This is a genomic window from Oceanobacillus sojae (assembly GCF_007991515.1).
GTDB lineage: Bacteria > Bacillota > Bacilli > Bacillales > Amphibacillaceae > Oceanobacillus > Oceanobacillus sojae.
The window spans coordinates 143,862-160,800 of record NZ_BJYM01000002.1 but is presented as its reverse complement, the minus strand read 5'-3'; the positions used below and the strand labels follow the sequence as shown (position 1 = coordinate 160,800).

19 protein-coding genes and 1 pseudogene are annotated in these 16,939 nt (G+C 37.4%); 17 read left to right on the top strand and 3 right to left on the bottom strand.

The window, feature by feature from the left end; genetic code table 11:
- Window positions 1-269: 269 nt before the first annotated feature.
- Window positions 270-914: a YczE/YyaS/YitT family protein gene (locus OSO01_RS02570; RefSeq protein ID WP_147208326.1), complete on the top strand. Its 645-nt coding sequence runs from the start codon at window positions 270-272 to the stop codon at window positions 912-914.
- 281 nt (window positions 915-1,195) lie between these two features.
- Here the strand turns inward: OSO01_RS02570 and OSO01_RS02565 are convergent, their stop codons facing one another.
- Window positions 1,196-2,326, bottom strand: coding sequence for an NAD(P)/FAD-dependent oxidoreductase (locus tag OSO01_RS02565; RefSeq protein ID WP_147208324.1), 1,131 nt, complete (start codon window positions 2,324-2,326; stop codon window positions 1,196-1,198).
- Window positions 2,319-2,783: a DinB family protein gene (locus OSO01_RS02560; protein ID WP_147208322.1), complete on the bottom strand. Its 465-nt coding sequence runs from the start codon at window positions 2,781-2,783 to the stop codon at window positions 2,319-2,321. Before OSO01_RS02560 ends, OSO01_RS02565 begins: the two co-directional genes overlap by 8 nt.
- 354 nt (window positions 2,784-3,137) lie before the next feature.
- Between OSO01_RS02560 and OSO01_RS02555 the strand changes: the two genes are divergently transcribed.
- Both OSO01_RS02555 and OSO01_RS02550 read left to right on the top strand, forming a co-directional pair.
- Window positions 3,138-4,061: a manganese-dependent inorganic pyrophosphatase gene (locus OSO01_RS02555; RefSeq protein WP_147208320.1), complete on the top strand. Its 924-nt coding sequence runs from the start codon at window positions 3,138-3,140 to the stop codon at window positions 4,059-4,061.
- Between the two features lie 245 nt (window positions 4,062-4,306).
- Window positions 4,307-4,783, top strand: a complete 477-nt coding sequence (locus tag OSO01_RS02550; RefSeq protein WP_147208318.1) for an SRPBCC domain-containing protein — start codon at window positions 4,307-4,309, stop codon at window positions 4,781-4,783.
- 238 nt (window positions 4,784-5,021) lie between these two features.
- Here OSO01_RS02550 and cspD read toward each other — a convergent pair whose 3' ends face one another.
- Complete coding sequence (gene cspD, locus OSO01_RS02545) at window positions 5,022-5,222, bottom strand: cold-shock protein CspD (protein ID WP_077603415.1); 201 nt, start codon at window positions 5,220-5,222, stop codon at window positions 5,022-5,024.
- 362 nt (window positions 5,223-5,584) lie between these two features.
- Between cspD and OSO01_RS23880 the strand changes: the two genes are divergently transcribed.
- The 14 genes and pseudogenes from OSO01_RS23880 (at window position 5,585) to OSO01_RS02485 (ending at window position 16,912) form a co-directional block, all read left to right on the top strand.
- Window positions 5,585-5,914, top strand: coding sequence for a CotD family spore coat protein (locus tag OSO01_RS23880; RefSeq protein ID WP_147208316.1), 330 nt, complete (start codon window positions 5,585-5,587; stop codon window positions 5,912-5,914).
- A 160-nt stretch (window positions 5,915-6,074) separates the two neighbouring features.
- Window positions 6,075-6,629, top strand: a complete 555-nt coding sequence (locus tag OSO01_RS02535) for an SLOG family protein (RefSeq protein ID WP_147208803.1) — start codon at window positions 6,075-6,077, stop codon at window positions 6,627-6,629.
- A 67-nt stretch (window positions 6,630-6,696) separates the two neighbouring features.
- The gene (locus OSO01_RS02530; RefSeq protein WP_186813523.1) at window positions 6,697-7,368 is read left to right on the top strand and encodes an SIMPL domain-containing protein; all 672 of its coding nucleotides are present in this window, start codon (window positions 6,697-6,699) and stop codon (window positions 7,366-7,368) included.
- Window positions 7,369-7,966: 598 nt separating this feature from the next.
- Complete coding sequence (locus tag OSO01_RS23185) at window positions 7,967-8,125, top strand: hypothetical protein (RefSeq protein ID WP_186813522.1); 159 nt, start codon at window positions 7,967-7,969, stop codon at window positions 8,123-8,125.
- Window positions 8,126-8,174: 49 nt separating this feature from the next.
- Window positions 8,175-8,684 carry a GNAT family N-acetyltransferase gene (locus tag OSO01_RS02525; RefSeq protein WP_246145009.1) on the top strand — a complete coding sequence of 170 codons (510 nt, stop codon included), beginning with the start codon at window positions 8,175-8,177 and terminating at the stop codon, window positions 8,682-8,684.
- A gap of 18 nt (window positions 8,685-8,702) precedes the next feature.
- Entirely contained in the window at window positions 8,703-9,194 is a 492-nt protein-coding gene (locus OSO01_RS02520; protein ID WP_147208312.1) for a GNAT family N-acetyltransferase, read from the top strand.
- 184 nt (window positions 9,195-9,378) lie between these two features.
- Window positions 9,379-10,557 carry an ROK family transcriptional regulator gene (locus tag OSO01_RS02515; RefSeq protein ID WP_147208310.1) on the top strand — a complete coding sequence of 393 codons (1,179 nt, stop codon included), beginning with the start codon at window positions 9,379-9,381 and terminating at the stop codon, window positions 10,555-10,557.
- Between the two features lie 17 nt (window positions 10,558-10,574).
- On the top strand, window positions 10,575-11,855 hold the full coding sequence (locus OSO01_RS02510) for a hypothetical protein (protein ID WP_147208309.1): 1,281 nt from the start codon (window positions 10,575-10,577) through the stop codon (window positions 11,853-11,855).
- Complete coding sequence (locus OSO01_RS02505; protein WP_147208307.1) at window positions 11,855-13,027, top strand: MFS transporter; 1,173 nt, start codon at window positions 11,855-11,857, stop codon at window positions 13,025-13,027. The genes OSO01_RS02510 and OSO01_RS02505 overlap by 1 nt, the downstream gene beginning before the upstream one ends.
- Window positions 13,028-13,220: 193 nt before the next feature.
- Window positions 13,221-13,703, top strand: coding sequence for a GNAT family N-acetyltransferase (locus tag OSO01_RS02500; RefSeq protein WP_147208305.1), 483 nt, complete (start codon window positions 13,221-13,223; stop codon window positions 13,701-13,703).
- A 96-nt stretch (window positions 13,704-13,799) separates the two neighbouring features.
- Window positions 13,800-14,033, top strand: a pseudogene (locus OSO01_RS23620) (CotD family spore coat protein); the annotation flags it as partial.
- A 49-nt stretch (window positions 14,034-14,082) separates the two neighbouring features.
- On the top strand, window positions 14,083-14,235 hold the full coding sequence (locus tag OSO01_RS23615) for a hypothetical protein (protein ID WP_246145020.1): 153 nt from the start codon (window positions 14,083-14,085) through the stop codon (window positions 14,233-14,235).
- 459 nt (window positions 14,236-14,694) lie between these two features.
- Entirely contained in the window at window positions 14,695-15,240 is a 546-nt protein-coding gene (locus tag OSO01_RS02490; RefSeq protein WP_147208301.1) for an NADPH-dependent FMN reductase, read from the top strand.
- Window positions 15,241-15,514: 274 nt separating this feature from the next.
- Complete coding sequence (locus OSO01_RS02485; protein WP_147208299.1) at window positions 15,515-16,912, top strand: DHA2 family efflux MFS transporter permease subunit; 1,398 nt, start codon at window positions 15,515-15,517, stop codon at window positions 16,910-16,912.
- The last annotated feature ends 27 nt before the right edge of the window (window positions 16,913-16,939 follow it).

Sequence of the window (16,939 nt, the reverse complement as noted above, 5' to 3'; positions counted from 1 at the left end):
ATAGATAGATTCTATAAGCCTGCTTTTATCATTGGAATATACTTTTTTAAAGATAACGGGAGCCCTCTTTTTATTTGCTGTGAAAAAGCGTATAATTGAATCAGTTTCCATAAGGTTGTCTCATTGTGGGGAGAAGATTATAAATTTTATCATAGAAATATTTCGACATAGTGAAAATTTTAAGTACTAAATATAAGTGTAACTAAGGTAATCCAAGCCTGGAAATGGCCTGAATTACAAAGTTTTCTATAGAAAGAAGGTTCTTGGCTTTGGCTAAATCATTTCGATGGTTATTTTTTTTGCTCGGATTATTGGTTTTTAGCGCTGGAATATCACTGACTATTAATATGCAGCATTTAGGAGTGCATCCATGGGACGTTTTAAATGTTGCTATGTTTGATAAAATTGGATTTACGGTTGGAACATGGAATATTATTATTTCTTTTATACTGATTGGTGTATGCTTAATTTTAGACCGAAGATACATAAAAATAGGTACTTTTTTTAATGCTGTGCTTATAGGATCTTTTGTTGATTTCTATCATTGGACAGGAATCCTTCCGACAGCAACGAATACATGGCTGGATGTTATTTTCATGTTAATTGGTATTTGTATTATGGGTTTTGGCGGGGGAATGTACAATGCCGCCGGTGTCGGTTCTGGGCCACGTGACGGCTTTATGCTTTCTATTGCAGATAAATTAGGAGCACCTATTGGCAGAGTGAGAATTATAACAGAATGCAGCGTACTGGTGTTAGGATTAATTATTGGCGGGCCGGTATTTATCTTTACATTTGTGTTTACCTTCATTCAAAGTCCTATATTTCAGGCTACATATCTAAAACTGGGGGATTTTGTATTAAAGATAGAATATAAACAAAATGAGAATAGAAAGAAAAGGGATGTCTCATAAAAGCTGAGATAAACATAAGCAAATTAAATGCAGTAGACGGTATGAAAATTTAACCTGGATAAGAAAAAGGGCCGATTCTCAGGAGTATGAGTGAACCGGCCCTTTTTCTGCAGGATAAACCAAACTATTGAATAATGCAGCTATACTTTCTTGGTTGCCTTCAAAACCCTGTAGCCATAACCAGACAAAGAAGGCAGTCAGGATAATTAGAAGAAGGATGATGATAACGATATATGATCCCTTCATATGGGATTCACCTCTTTTCATCATTTATCATAATGTTAAGCTTCGTTTGTTATTAATGCAGATGTTACATCATAATGATTTAAATCGATATCAAGTTTTTCATTTAAGGCTAATTTTGCAAGCTGCTGTCCAAGATATGGTCCCATGGTCAGCCCGGATGAACCAAGTCCGTTCGCAAGCAGTACATCTTGATACCCGGGCAGTTCTCCGATAACGGGTAAGAACCCGGGGGTGTATGGTCGGAAACCTACACGAGTCTCTAAAATTGTTGCTTCTGCTAAATCTGGCGCAATCGCAAGTCCCTGATCTAAAATTTCATGTACAGCAGCAGCGGTAACACGGTAATCAAAATCGATTTTGTCTTCATGGGTTGAACCAATCACAAAGCGGTTGTCATCCTGTGAAAGTAAGTATTTGCTTCCAGGCGGCATTACAACGGGCCAATCTGCTGTTTGCAAAGCTGGGATTTCCAGGTGCATAATTTGTGCACGTTGAAAGGAGACATCCAATCTGATTCCCAAAGGCTCAATGGTTTCCTTCATCCAGGCACCACTTGCTAAAATAACCTTTTCAGCATCTATTATTTCACCATTATATTTCACACCTGTTATGGTATTTTCTGATGCGTACAGCTCTGCATTGCCGGATAAAAGAACAGCTCCGTTAGCCTCGGCTGCGTTCTTTAGGGCTTTTAATAATTTTCTTCCATCAACCCGTGCGGCACCGCTGATAAAGACAGCTTGATAATCCTTGTCCAGAATAGGGAAACGGCTGTGTGTTTCTTCAGCGTTAAGCCTGGTAATATCACCAATTTCTGGAGCGTCTTCCCGTCTTTTATGTGCTCTTTCCTCCATACCATCTAACTTTTTAGAATCAGTATGTAAGCTTAATGCTCCAACTTGCCGATAACCGGTATCTTTCTCGCCTAGACTCTCTAAATCAGCTATCAGAGATGGATATATTGCTGCACCATTTTTGGCAATGTGATACCATTTTTTATTACGGCGCTGAGAAATCCATGGACAGATAATTCCAGCAGCAGCATCCGTTGCCTGACCTTTATCATGCCGGTCAATAAGAATGACCTCTGTACCTTGTTTAGAAAGGTAAAAGGCGGTACTGGCACCTAAAATGCCACCGCCAATAATAACATAGGGTTTACTCATTTTTATCCTTTGCAACAACCTGATGCATTGCTTTGATTTTACCAAGATGCTCTGCTTCATGGAAGGAAAGCATAATCAGCAGATCGCCTTGTGTTTCGACACTGCCGAATGGGACTTTAAATTGCACATTTGATTTCCAGAATAACTCATTAAATTCATTAATGCGCTGTTGCTGTACTTCTAACGCTTCTAATAACACTTCTAAGCTTGGCGGTTCCTCCTGCCAATCCTTAGGGCTTGTTCCAGAACTGAACAGCTGGGCATAGCTCGCAGGTATATTTTCTGATTTCTTAGGATAGCGGAATAAGAATTTTTCCATTGTTACAAGCGCATGACCTAAATGCCAGCGGATTGTATTATTAAAATAATCTGCTTGTACATCAATAACAGAATCGTCCAATTCTGAAGCGTAGGCGAGTAAAGCAGTACGCGTTAAGTTAAATTGTTTTCTTGTCATTTCATAAATCCCTCCAATGAGATTAATTATAATCTAATAATGATTACTTTTACAGTATTTTGAGGCAGAATGAAAATATTTCCGGTATTTTTTAAAGAAAAAAGATTAGGGCTGGAGCATTAGAGGTTAAATATGATAATCTATATATATGCGTTCAAAAAGTACGATGAAAAGGATCAAGAAGTTCAAGGCGACGAGCTTTTTTCGAACGGACTATCATAGGATGTGATGACTTCAGTGTTGCCCACACGACGTGGGCGTTCTTAGTAGAAGTTCCTTTTATCGCCATGTCATTTTTATTGGACTTTATGAACATCTTCTATATGGAAAGTTTGTCGAGGGAGGAAATAAAAGATGTCAAAAACACTCATTTTCGGACATAAAAATCCAGATACGGATACAATTTGTTCCGCTTTAGCTTATGCTGATTTAAAAACAAAACTTGGGGCAGAGGTAAGCCCGGCCCGTTTAGGTGAAGTAAATGGAGAAACACAATTTGCTTTAGACCAATTTGATGTAGAGGCGCCCCCGCTTGTTCAAGGACTTGAAGATGGTGCCGAGGTTATTTTAGTAGATCATAATGAATTCCAGCAAAGTGCTGATAACATTGAGAATGCTGTTATCCGTGAAGTCATTGACCATCACCGCGTATCTAATTTTCAAACAAAGGAGCCGCTGTATTTCCGTGCAGAGCCAGTCGGCTGTACAGCAACCATCCTGAACAAGATGTACAAAGAAAATAATGTTGCATTAGACAAAAATATTGCTGGGTTATTATTATCCGCCATTATTTCTGATTCTCTATTATTAAAATCACCAACCTGTACAGAGGAAGATGTGAAAGCAGCACATGAACTAGCTGAAAAAGCGGGTGTGGATTTAAAAGAGTACGGTTTAGAAATGCTGAAAGCCGGCGCAGATATCAGTGATAAAACTGTGAAAGATTTGATTACAATGGATGCCAAGGAATTTGCGATGGGTGATGCAAAGGTGGAAATTGCTCAAGTAAATGCAGTGGATGTCAGCGAAATCTATCAGCTTCATGATGAGCTAGTAAGTGAAATTACAGCAACAGTTAATGAAAAAGGATTAGACTTATTCCTGTTTGTTGCAACAGATATCCTGAATAATGATTCAGAGGTTCTGGCAGTCGGCCCTGCGAAGGATAAAGTAGAAACAGCCTTTCGTGCTGCTTTAGATGGAAATGACCGTGCTTTATTAAAAGGTGTTGTTTCCCGTAAAAAACAAATTGTTACAGCCTTAACAGAGCAGTTTTAAGGAAGATATAATGCTTAAGTAAAACATACAGAGAAACCCTTCTATATCACATGAGTAGAAGGGTTTTTTATACCCTGTAGAAATAGAATAGAAGCATTAATTTTTACAGATAGAAACATCTGCTTGTCTGACTCGTGAGAGAATTTTGCTTGGTTTGTCATCAATAGAATTATTTTTGCGCAATTGAGAAGAAGTTTATTGCATTCCTGTTTGTTAAACTTTAAAAAGGAAGGGGGGTCTCTATCATGGCAAAGGAATCAAGTAACAGAAGGATAGATTCTGCATCAAGGTTGATTATGGCATCACCGCAAACCATATATCAGGCATTCGTAAGTCCGAAAGCATTAATTTCATGGCTGCCGCCAAGTGGAATGTCGGGTCATATTGAAAACTTTGATCCTAAAAAAGGCGGAGAGTACAGGATAATTCTAATGTACGAAATGGATAACTTACATCAGGGCAAAACTACAGAAAACACAGATGTAACACAAGGAAGGTTCCTGGAGTTGGTTCCAAATGAACGAATTGTACAAACCGTAAACTTCGATTCTGAGGATCCGGCATTCTCGGGAGAAATGATACAAAAATGGTTTTTTGAAGCTGTTTCAGAAGGGACAAAGGTTACTATCGTCTGTGAGAATGTGCCTGAAGGGATACGAAAAGAGGATCATGATACAGGGTTAAGGTCTACACTGAAGAACCTTGCTATCTTTACGGAATAAAGAAAGGTAAAAATCCATATTGATTTTTTAGTGTTATTTCATGATGAAGGAGAATAGCAATCCTGTTTGCCTGAGAAGTCTGTGAAGTCCAAATATAGGTTCACTGGTATTGGAGAGCAGTAGTTGTTGGAGGATAATGAAGTTTTAATTCTAAAGCGATAAAAACACGAGTTTTAAATCAATTTAATATAAATAAAAAAGCTGACCAATATTGATCAGCTTTTTTTCTATCTGCTTATTAGCCTTTTACAACGTTAGCAGCTTGTGGTCCACGGTTTCCTTCTTCGATGTCGAAAGTAACTGTTTGACCTTCTTCTAAAGTTTTGAAACCATCGCCTTGGATTGCTGAGAAATGTACGAATACATCGTCTCCACCTTCTACTTCGATGAAACCGAAGCCTTTTTCAGCGTTAAACCATTTTACAGAACCTGTGTTCATTCTTTTACCTCCACGTGCAATTGTTGCACTGTTTATTACTATTTAGTTCAAAGTTGAATCTCAAGACGAAAGATCAATTCTTTTATTGTATCTCATCCTGTGTTTCTAACGAACTTAAATAATTATCTATAGTATATCACACACCTATAATAAAATGCCAACTTTTTTCGAAAAAAAGTTGCTAAAAGATTATTTTAATGTGTTTTTGGAACTATTTCGCTATTTGTTATTGATCTTAAAAAACCGTAGAAACAGGTTTCTACTGCTGATTTAAAATTATAAAAGAAATTGGGTATCTGTCTTATTCGACCTGTACGTTTATAACATACATTGAAAGAGAGAAGAAAAAGGAGGCAGAGCGTATGCAAGGTAGAGGACAATTTAATCAGCAGCGTCCTAATGAAAAGACCATTGTTCATCCGACAAAGCATCAATATGTTCATACGTCATCAGAAGCCGTTGTTAATCATATTCATCCCATGCACACAACCTATGTGAATCATCATTCTATAAAAAATCAATATCGCCAGCCGTATGGGAAAGAAGTATTTATGGGCAGGCAGCATTCAGGACCGCGACCGCCATTCCTCTCTCCGCCAATGGGGTTACCGGGACAAATACCCCCTGGACTCAATGGAGAAATGGGAAGGCATCCGGGTGCTCCTCCATGGAGAAGACCGGGAATGTGGTAACAATAAGGCAGCAAAGGACTGCCTTATTGTGATGGGGTGGACGGGCTTTCAAAACAAGTATTCCTGCGTTAGAATGGTATGTAGCATATAATACTAATAAATGAATAAAGAATTAAAACCATATAAGAGCTATAATGTTTTATCAGGAAAGGATAGTAAAGTGAAAATATTACATGTAACAGGCTATAAACCAACAGAATTGGGTATCTTCAAAGAAAATGATCCAAGGATTGTTTTTATTAAGGCGGCTTTGGAAAAAAGACTGCGTACATTTATAGAAGAAGGATTAGAATGGGTTATTATTTCTGGACAAATGGGTATTGAGCAATGGACAGCGGATGTAATTATGGATTTAAAAGAGGAGTATGATGTGCAAATAGGTGTTTTCCCTCCATTTGAAAACCAGGATCAGCGTTGGCCTGATCCTATCAAGGAAAAATACGAAGAGTTAATGATGACTGCCGATTTTTTTAAGCCTCTCTATAAAGGGGAGTATCAGGGAGCTTATCAATTTCGGGCGAAGGATCTGTGGCTGATTGATAAAAGCGATGCCGCCTTGCTTCTTGTCGATGATGAATATCCTGGCAGCGTCAAATTTTTTTATGATGCTACCAAGCGGACATCTAAAGAGTACCCCATTTTTACGATTACTCCTCAGGATTTAGATGATATTGTGCAGGAGCTGCAAATGCAGGACCCGAATTATTGGAATTAGCCGGAGAATTCTTGAATGGTACGACCCTTATACAACATAGGATGGTATGAGGGGAGGGACGTTTGCAATGTATTATACTTATGGACCGCCTAATTATGGGCATAGAATGCCGGAGCGCCAGAATAATCAGCAGCAAGGTACGATTACAGTGACTGGTGTCGGTACCGTTATTGTTTCACCAAGTATTGCTCGTATTCAATTAGCTGTTTCAACAACCAATATTTCTTTGCAGGAAGCGCAGGAAGAAAATGCAAGACGAATGAACCAGGTTCTGGAGGTTTTGCAGCAAATCGGTATTCCAAGAGAGCGAATCCAGACAACCAGCTTTTCCGCAAGACCTGTTTATAGTTATCAAGATGGTAATCAGACATTGCAGGGGTATGAGGTACGGAATGAAATAACGGTTGTTACAGAAGATATGGACCGGATAGGAGAAATTATTGATCGTGTTACTGAGAATGGAGTGAATGAGGTTGTTTCGATTGAATTTTCCGTAGACAATCCGGAAAACTTTTATATGGAAGCATTAAGCTTTGCACTTTCAGATGCAAAAAAGAAGGCGGAAAGCTTAGCAGAACAGTTGGGTGCAAATTTAAGCCCAGTTCCATTAAAGATAAACGAACAGACCTCATCACCTGGTGTCGGACCGGCACAGGTATTTAAAATGGTATCTACACCAATTGAGCCGGGAAATCAATCGGTAGAAGCAAGATTGGAAGTGGTTTATCAGGTGCAGTAGAGAGAATGTTTCATCTGTTTATCGCAGTGTAACGGACTTTATGACGCCCGCTCCAAGGATGGAGAAAAATCAAGACTTCTAAGTGGGAGATCAAACAGCCAGTAATAGCCTGACTGACCCAGAGATCTTAAGGAAGGCCGCTTTTTGTTCATACCTTAAGGTGCATGCCTTTTGGTACTAACAATCAGTGAGGAAAAGAGAACACCTCCTGATTGAAATTTCACTTTATATAAAAAGAAATACAAATCAAGTCAGCCAAAATGCTTGGTTTGTATTTCTTTTATAAATGGACTGGCCCTGCTTACATATAAAAATAAGAGTAAACAATGTATAAAATAATTGCAGCAATAATCAGCAGCCCGTTAACCATTAAAAATAAGCCGTAATATTTTAAAATTCCTTCCTTATTTTGTCACTGAAATACCCAATCATAGTGAATATTGTAACATTATTACCATTACCTTGTTTTACAGATTTTTTTGAACGGAAAATTCCTTCTTCTGTAGCGATAGAGACAAGTAGAGCACAATAACAAAACTATCACTAAGTGGAAATGAGTTTTATAATATAAGTATAAAAAGAAAAAGGAGATGGTATTTTGGATTTCTTATTAAGCTTTATCGCATTTATTCTTCCGTTTATTATTTTATTTTTTGTTGTAGCTGCAGGAGTTAAACGAGGTATTGACAGTTCCGAGACAGGTAAAGCAATTTTAAGAGGTATGGTAGAGCAGGAGAATGCCAAGAAGAAAAAATAAATAGGGAACCTTGGGATATTTTTAAATTGTATTGAAAGGGGAGATGGGATTGGATTATAAAGTGAGATCGGCGAAGAAAGAGGACTTTACTGCAATTCAAGATGTTGTTTACACAAGCTGGCACGATACATATGAGGGGATTATACCAAGAGATATCCAGGATGAATTTTTAAACTCATCCTACAGTAATAAAACAATGCAGCAGCGAATCGAGTATTCTCATCTTTACGTGATGGAATCTGATAAACGAATTGAGGGATTTGCCAATTTCAGCCCTGTGTCAGAAGAGGGCGTCAGTATATTGTATGCGATTTATTTGTACCCGGATACGCAGGGAAAGGGAATGGGGACAAAGCTGCTGGAATATGCGATTGATGAATTATCACCAGCATTCATCCATTTGAATGTGGAAAAAGATAATAAAAAAGGAATGTCATTTTACCAGACAAAAGGATTTCAAATTATTTCTGAATTTACAGAAAATATTAGCGGACATACCTTGTATACCTGCAAGATGGAATTAGATGTGAACCGTTACAATACAGGAAGGGCGTCATAAAGTGAAGAGGAGAAACAAATGATGGAATTACGAAAAATAACCGAGGATAACATAGACGAAGTAATAGCGCTTGAAGTGGGGGAAACCCAAAAGGATTTTATCATGGCTACTAACCTACGATACATTGCAGATGCTTATGTGTTGAATGCAGAGGGGGAACCAACTATTCCATTCGCCATTTATGCTGATGATGTTGTGGTAGGGTTTTTGATGTATTCTTATGATACATTGGATCATGAATCATTTGAAAATGAAGCATTTTACAGAAAGAAGAGTTATTTTATTCACCATATTATGATTGACAAGCATTATCAGGGGAAACGGTACGGCAAGCTTGCCTTTGAAAAAATGTTGGTGGATATTGAAGCAATGCCTTATGGAGAAGCAGAGTATATAGCACTCTTTTACCATACAGATAATATCAAAGCTAAAACATTATACGCTTCATTTGGTTTTTCAGAACCAGGAATTATTCAGGATAATTCGATCATGGCGGTAAAAACTCTGTAAAACCTGAACACATTTTCTTTTAATCAAAAAATAAATAAAAAAAAGATTGACAACCAATCATTAAGTTCATAAAATAAACTTAATGATTGGTTTTTTATTTTTAAACTAATATAAAAGCCCTTACAAATTTAAAAAGTAATTTTATTTACAATTTAAGTTTATAATATAAACAAGGAGAAGGATTATGTCTGTAAATATGCCAAGTACGATCAGAAAAATGAATAAAGAAATTGTATTGAATACGATTCGCGAGGAGGGACCGCTTACAAGGGCTCAAATTTCAAAGGAGTCCGGGATAACGAAGGCGACGGTTTCAGAAATAGTCTCTGAGCTGATAGATGAACAGCTGGTTACTGATGAAAAAGAAGATGATGATACTAGTCGGAGAGGAACCAAACTCAGCTTTGCAAAAGATTCGTTTTATGGAGTTGCGGTTGATCTTGGAGGAACAAAAATTAATATCTGCCTGTTTAACCTGGAGGCAGAAATATTAGGACAGTATCAGACGCCAACCTATAAAACAGACAGCAGTGAAGCATTTATCGATTCACTTACAGAAGATATTGAAGCGTTTATAGCAGAAAAACAAGTTCCTAAGGAAAAAATGAAAGTTATCAGCATAGCAACTCCAGGGATTGTTGATTACAAAGCTGGCGTCGTCCTTGAAGGTTCGCCGAATTTACCTGAATGGTCTAACCTTCATTTAAAAGAAATGCTGTATAAAAGAACAGGAATCGAGATTGTTATAGAAAATGATATTCGGGCAGCTTTAATCGGTGAGCTGTATAAGGAAGAAGCACAAACTTCATCCAGTGCCGTATTAATAGGCCTTGGAACAGGAGCTGGTTCAGCATTATTTATGGATGGGAAAATCATACGCGGGGCGAATAATGCAGCTGGAGAAGTTGGCTATATGCTCTTTAATCGTGAACAGCTGTATGCTCCTACGGATAAAGGTTATTTTGAGATATTATGTGCAGGTTCCGGCATTGAAGAGAGCTACCATAAGTTAAAGGGAGAGAAGATCACTCCTGAAGCTATTTTTAAGCTAGCTTCACAGGGCGATCTTACAGCAAAATATATTGTTGATAAATTTAGTGACTATTTAGCAATAGGAATTTTAAATATTAATGCTGTGATTAACCCGGAAAAGGTTTTACTTATGGGAGGTGTTACGAAATCTGCAGGGCTTTTCCTGGAGGATGTAAATCAAAAAATCGCAAATCAGACCTTCTCTAATACAAAGGTCCAAGTAGAACTCTCGAGCTTAAAGGAACAGGCTCCACTATATGGGGCAGCTGTTTTAGGATTGAGCACTGTATTTCCATCTATTAATTTCATCAAGGATGCACAGCTATATTAATAAGGAGGCAGAAAAACATGGCAGGAATTCATATTCATCCACATGATGTTTTAGACGAAGGTGTGACGCAAATAAAGAATTTAATAGGAGAAATGACAGACATCAATTATATTTTTCCGCAAATGAATACCATTTTTGAAAGGAATCCTTATCCTATTGGAGTTCTTCCACATAATCCGAAGCATAAATTTGTGCAGGGAAAAGGAGAAATGCATGTCATTTTGCCTTCCTATAAGGGAGAGGCGATTGATCAAAAGCGAAATACTGGGTTGACATCTGATGCAGATCCATTAATGATTTTGAAAAATGAAATGACAGAAACGGATATTCAAATTATTCCATGGGCAAATATTTTAAATGGTGATTTTACAGGAACAGCAATTCAAGATAATTTGGTGGTTGATGATCAAGGAATAGCAGTAGAAAAATGGCTGTGTCCTAATGCACCAGATGTTATTGATTTTTGGGAAAAAGTATTTACAGATACTTATCAGCGTTATGGTTATACCACCTATATGATTGACCGCATTCGTTATCCTGATTGGGCAGGGGAGAAGGTTGATCCGCGGGGACTTTTAACTTGCTTCTGCCCTCATTGTGAAAAGAAAATGTCTGCTAGAAATCTGAATATAGATGATATAAAAGAAAAATTAGCTGAAATAAGAGCTTTATTGAAAGATAAACAATTTAATCAGGTTGTAGATATATTAACTCAAGATCAAAGCTTAAAGGATTGGCATCGTTTTAGACAAAATAGTGTTACAACATTTATTGCAAATCTTACACAGCGCTTGAAGCAGGTAGATAATCGTTTTGCATTTTTGCTTGATTTGTGGCCGCCGGCATACAGCTGGATCTTAGGGCAGGATTATTCCCAATTAACAAGATATTCCTCGAGCCTCAAGCATTTTCCGTATCACAAATTAGGAGGCGGTGCAGATGTACAAGGAATGATAGACTATTTTGCTGATGACTCAAATGAATCAGAAAATGCTTTTAAAGCATTTAACAGACTATTTGGTTTATATGACGACTTATCTTACAGCCAGTTTAAAAAAGAGGGATTTCCAATTCGCTTTGTTGCTGAGCAAAATAAGCTGGCACGCAAAAAATCACAGCCCGACACGCATATATTCAGCGGTATTCAAATGTGGAATATTGAATCCGAAAAGCTGGTCGAGGCAGTGAAAGCAGCTGATGAAAGTGAAGCAGATGAATTGATTTATTATTGTTATGGCTGGGCAGACCGAGAATTATTTCATGCCATTGGCCAATACCGGAGAGGAGATAACAGCTAATGAGTAACAGCAGACAACGCGTGAAAGCATTTATTCTCATATTTACAACAATGTTTATTCTTGGAGGAATCCAAAATACGAAAGGGATTGTATTAGAAAAGGTTCAGTCAGATATCAATCTGGATATTGGTCAGGTAGGAACAATGGTATCTATCTTTCAAATCGGCTTTTTGTTAGCCAGTTTAATAGCAGGGTTTGTTGTAGATAAAAAAGGCATCAAATTTATGATGTTAGCAGGTACAATTAGTATGATTATAGGACTTGCGGGTACAAGCTTTGCTTTCTCTGTTGCATTTTTCTTAGGCTTTTATCTGGTGGTGGGTGTCGGAATTGGTGCTATGACCGTTTCTGTTGCTACGATTATACCTACCTTTTTCCAGAGTAAAGCGGGGGCCATTTTTAATCTGGCGAATGCTTTGTTTGGAATGGGGATGATTTTTACACCACTTATTCTTAATGCGATGTTTGCAAATAATATCAGCTGGCGCTTCTTCTATGCTGGGGTTGCAGTTTTAGTGGCATTGATTATTCTTGTCCTATTATCATTGGAAAACGAAAAGGTGGAGCAGGGAGAAGAGATAAACCTAAAAAGCTTTATGAGTCTCTTTGCAGATAGACAGGTTATGCTTGTTATTTTATTCATTCTTTTCTATGTAGCAGCGGAAGCAGGATTTCTTAATTTCTTCCCGATTTTCTATACTTCTCTGGATATTGGCGGAATGGACGCTGCGCAAAAAGCGGAAATTGCTGCTTATGTTATCGCCAGCTTTTCCATCCTGTTTACTTTAGGACGTTTTGCAGGAGGGTATATCAGTTACAAATTTGGAGAAAAACGTACCTTGGTTACTTTTTCATTGATGGCGTTAATTGCGATTATTATTACACGTTTATTTATCACCGAGTTTGCTTATATAGCAATGATATTTGGACTTGCTTTATCAGTTCTCTTCCCGACGGCACAAGGAATTGGAGCGAAAATCACAGATAAAATCGGTTCGTTGCAAGGTTTGATTTATGTAGCTTCCGGCCTTGGAGGAGCACTTATCGGCTGGGTAGTTGGAACTGTGTCGCAATCTTTTGGTATACAAAACGGTTTTAACTTGCTTATCGTGTTTGTGGGACTTGTTTTTATAATATCTTTATTTATAAAAACACCACAAAAGACTGCTTAACAGACAGAAATGATGTTGTATGCCATTAAAAGAAGTTATTTTATAGATGATGACGTGAAACAAGCAGAAGAAATCCTTCTGCTTGTTTTTTTGAATTGAAAAGAAAATAATATAGCTGATGAAATTCTATATTCCCCTCTTCAGAAAATTATGGAATAATAAAGGTAGGCTAAAGGGAAAGTGGGGATGCTTAATGGATATACATATTGCTCGAATGACACAAAAATATGCAGTTGAGGCACTTTGCTGGAAGTACGAAAAGCCATATGATTTTTATAACAATGTATTAACAACTAGCGCCATTGTTGAACTGCTTGGCGGCAGCTATTATGCAATAGTAGACTCATCATATAAATTAATTGGTTTCTTTTGTACCGGCCGTTCAGCAAAAATCCCAGCCGGAGAAAGAAACGCTGTATATATAGAAGACTGTGTGGATTTGGGCTTGGGAATGAATCCTGTTTTGACGGGAAAAGGACATGGAGATCAGTTTCTAAAACGGATCCTTCACTTTATTGAGCTGGAGTACAATGGAAAGCCAATCAGGCTTACTGTCGCTTCTTTTAATAAAAGGGCAATCCGCTTATATGAAAAGAATAATTTTATCAAAGAGCACCAATTTCAATATAAAGATATGGAATTTATAACGATGAAGCGGAACGGTACAATAATATAGAAAAAACGTACATTTATTGTTTTAATAGTTATTTGTGTAGGACAAATCCACTTCTTTTCATAAGATGTATTATGCATTGGAAAGGAGGGAGTTCAAATGAGCCAAAATAACTGTCAATGCAGCCGTTGCCGTAATTCTAACAGGGATGAGGAAGTCCGTGTTCATCCAACAAGACATGAGGTACGTCACAGCAAAAGTGTAAAGACTGTAAAAAACATTCATCCAACTGAAATTAAAAATGTGCACCGCACTATTATTCGAAATGAAAACTATTATCCAGTTAGAGAATCCAATGTGAACGAAACGGTTGTTGAGAATTACGATTGTGGCAGTGATGTAAACAATTCAAGCAATTGTCGCAGAGTAGGTGGTTCTAACAATGGCGGGAATGGAAACAATTGTGGAAACCACTCTAACCATTGTCGGAAAGAAAATAACAGAGGTTCCAGAGACTGTTCATGTGAAAGAAAGCGTCCTTGCTGTTCTAACCGGAAACGTAATTGGTTCTTTTAAACAATGTAATTTCACTTAGTAGGAGGATACACTATTCTTCTATTATTAATAATGTGATAAAATAACTCTTATTGAGAAAGCATTCCAAGGGGATAGAAGCATCCTCTCTTGAAGGATTTCTTGATAGGAGTCTTTTTTATACAAGAATATATAAAAATGCTGGAGTGGAAATCTTTTTGGCAAGAATACCAGTATTTTAAAGACCAAGTCATTTCCTTAGTTTTTCTTATTGAAATATGGAAGCTTTTAATGAAATACTCTTAGTAATTGCTGATGAAGAAGCGCGATTTGCTTAAAGTTGTTTGTGCCTTTTGGTAAAGATTTATTATTTATCCTGCATATATGCTGGAAATTCCTGAGCAGATTTCTTGAGGTAGATAAATCATTATGGTAATAATATTAATTGTGTTTAAAATCAATCGATAAGTATTTGTGATAAACATAACATAATTACAGCAGACATATTGGAGGTATACAGATGAAAGTTACAGCAATGATTGGAAGTAATCGCGCAGAATCTTATAACAAACAACTTGTTAAATATATGAAGGATCGTTATCAGGATAAAATTGAAATTAATATTTTACCGATAGAAAAGCTGCCTTTTTATAATCAGGATGAAGAATTAAATCCGCCTGAGATTGTAAAAGAATTAAGGGAGCGTATTAAAGAAAGTGATGCAGTTTTATTTGCTACACCTGAATATAATGGTTCTATTTCGGGAATGTTAAAAAATGCAATTGACTGGTTCTCACGTGTTGATTTAGTACTGGTAAACAAACCCGGAATGATTGTTGGAGCTTCTATGGGAGCTCTTGGTACAGTGAAAGCTCAATTACAGCTTCGTCAAATTTTAAACTCTCGCGGAGTTGGGGTATTAACCCTGCCGGGAAACGAAGTATTAATTGGTTCCGTTCAGAACAAGGTAGATGAGCAAGGGAATCTGACTGATGAACAAACAATTGATTTTCTTGATTCTGTTGTTCACAACTTTGTCAGTTGGTGTGATACTTTACAGAAATAATTTTACGCCGGTGATTTTACAGTCACCGGTTTTGTCTGTTTTTATACTCGTAAAATAATTTTTTAAAAGAATAAGAAAGAATATAATAATGTTGGGGCGGATATCTCCTTTGCAAGAACACTAAAGTCTTATAGACTAAGCAATTTTCTTAAAAACTGATTTACGATGAGGTGAAAATGGGAAAGAACTATATATAAGAAAATCGACGATTCACCGATTGATGGATGAATATAGATTTTTTCAGAATATATGCTTAACGAAAGAGGGGTTGTAAATGGATGAGAATAATGGTTCACTGCCGGAAACGAAAAGTACAAGCCGTGTGCCGATTCTAGTTGTTTTATTATCTGGAGCGTTTGTAGCCATTTTGAATCAGACCTTATTAGGAACAGCATTGCCGCATATTATGTCCGATTTAGATCTTGATGCGAATACTGTCCAATGGCTGCAATCCGCATTTATGCTCGTAAATGGTATTATGATTCCGATAACTGCTTTTTTAATCGGTACATTTACGACACGCACTTTATTTTTAACTGCTATGTCTCTGTTTACGGCAGGTACACTTATTTGTGGGATTGCACCAGAATTTTTATCACTTTTAACAGGGCGTGTTTTGCAGGCAGCCGGCGCCGGAATTATGATGCCGCTGATGCAAACCATTTTAATTTTGATTTATCCAAAAGAAAAACGGGGCAGCGCAATGGGGATGTTTGGTTTAGTTATTTCCTTCGCACCGGCCATTGGACCGACGCTGTCTGGTTATATAGTAGAGCATTTCCCTTGGAGGACTTTATTCTTCATGGTACTGCCAATTGCTATTTTAAACATAATTATCGCTTACTTTTTACTTAAAAATGTGACGAAACGAACCTTCCCTGAATTGGATAAGTTATCTATTCTATTATCTACACTAGGTTTCGGTGGTATTCTCTATGGGTTTAGTACTGCTGGAAATGCAGGCTGGATAAGTTATCAGGTCATTGGTTCCTTAGTCATTGGCGGAGTTATGCTGGCTTGGTTTATTATCAGACAGATGCATTTAAAATCGCCAATACTTGAATTCCGTGTATTTAAGTATCAAATATTTACAGTTACTACAGTATTAGGTATGGTTACATTTATGACGATGATCGGAGCTGCTGTTATCCTGCCGCTTTATATGCAGCAGATGCTGGGATTCAATGCTTTCCATTCCGGACTGGCATTGCTGGGAGGAGCCATCATCCAAGGGATAATGAACCCGATTACCGGAAGGCTTTTTGATCGTTATGGAGCAAGATATTTAGCAATGATTGGTTTGGTACTGATTGTCGGGACCACATTTATGCTGAGTACATTGACGCCAGAAACAAGTTTTGCCTTTATTGCAACAATCCATGCATTAAGAATGCTTGGGGTGGCCATGGCGATGATGCCTGTAACAACAGCAGGATTAAATGCATTGCCAGAAAAATATATTTCTCATGGTACAGCAGTAAATAATACTTTGAGACAGGTTGCAGGAGCAATTGGAACGGCATTGCCTATCACAATTATGTCTACAGCATCTATTCCTGAACAGGGTATTGAAGGTATGGTGCATGGTGTCAATGTTTCCTTCCTTGTCACAGGAATTATTTCTATTATTGCGCTGATATTGACATTCTTTATCCATGACCGGGATAGATAATAAAAAGACCTTAGAACGCTTGTTCTA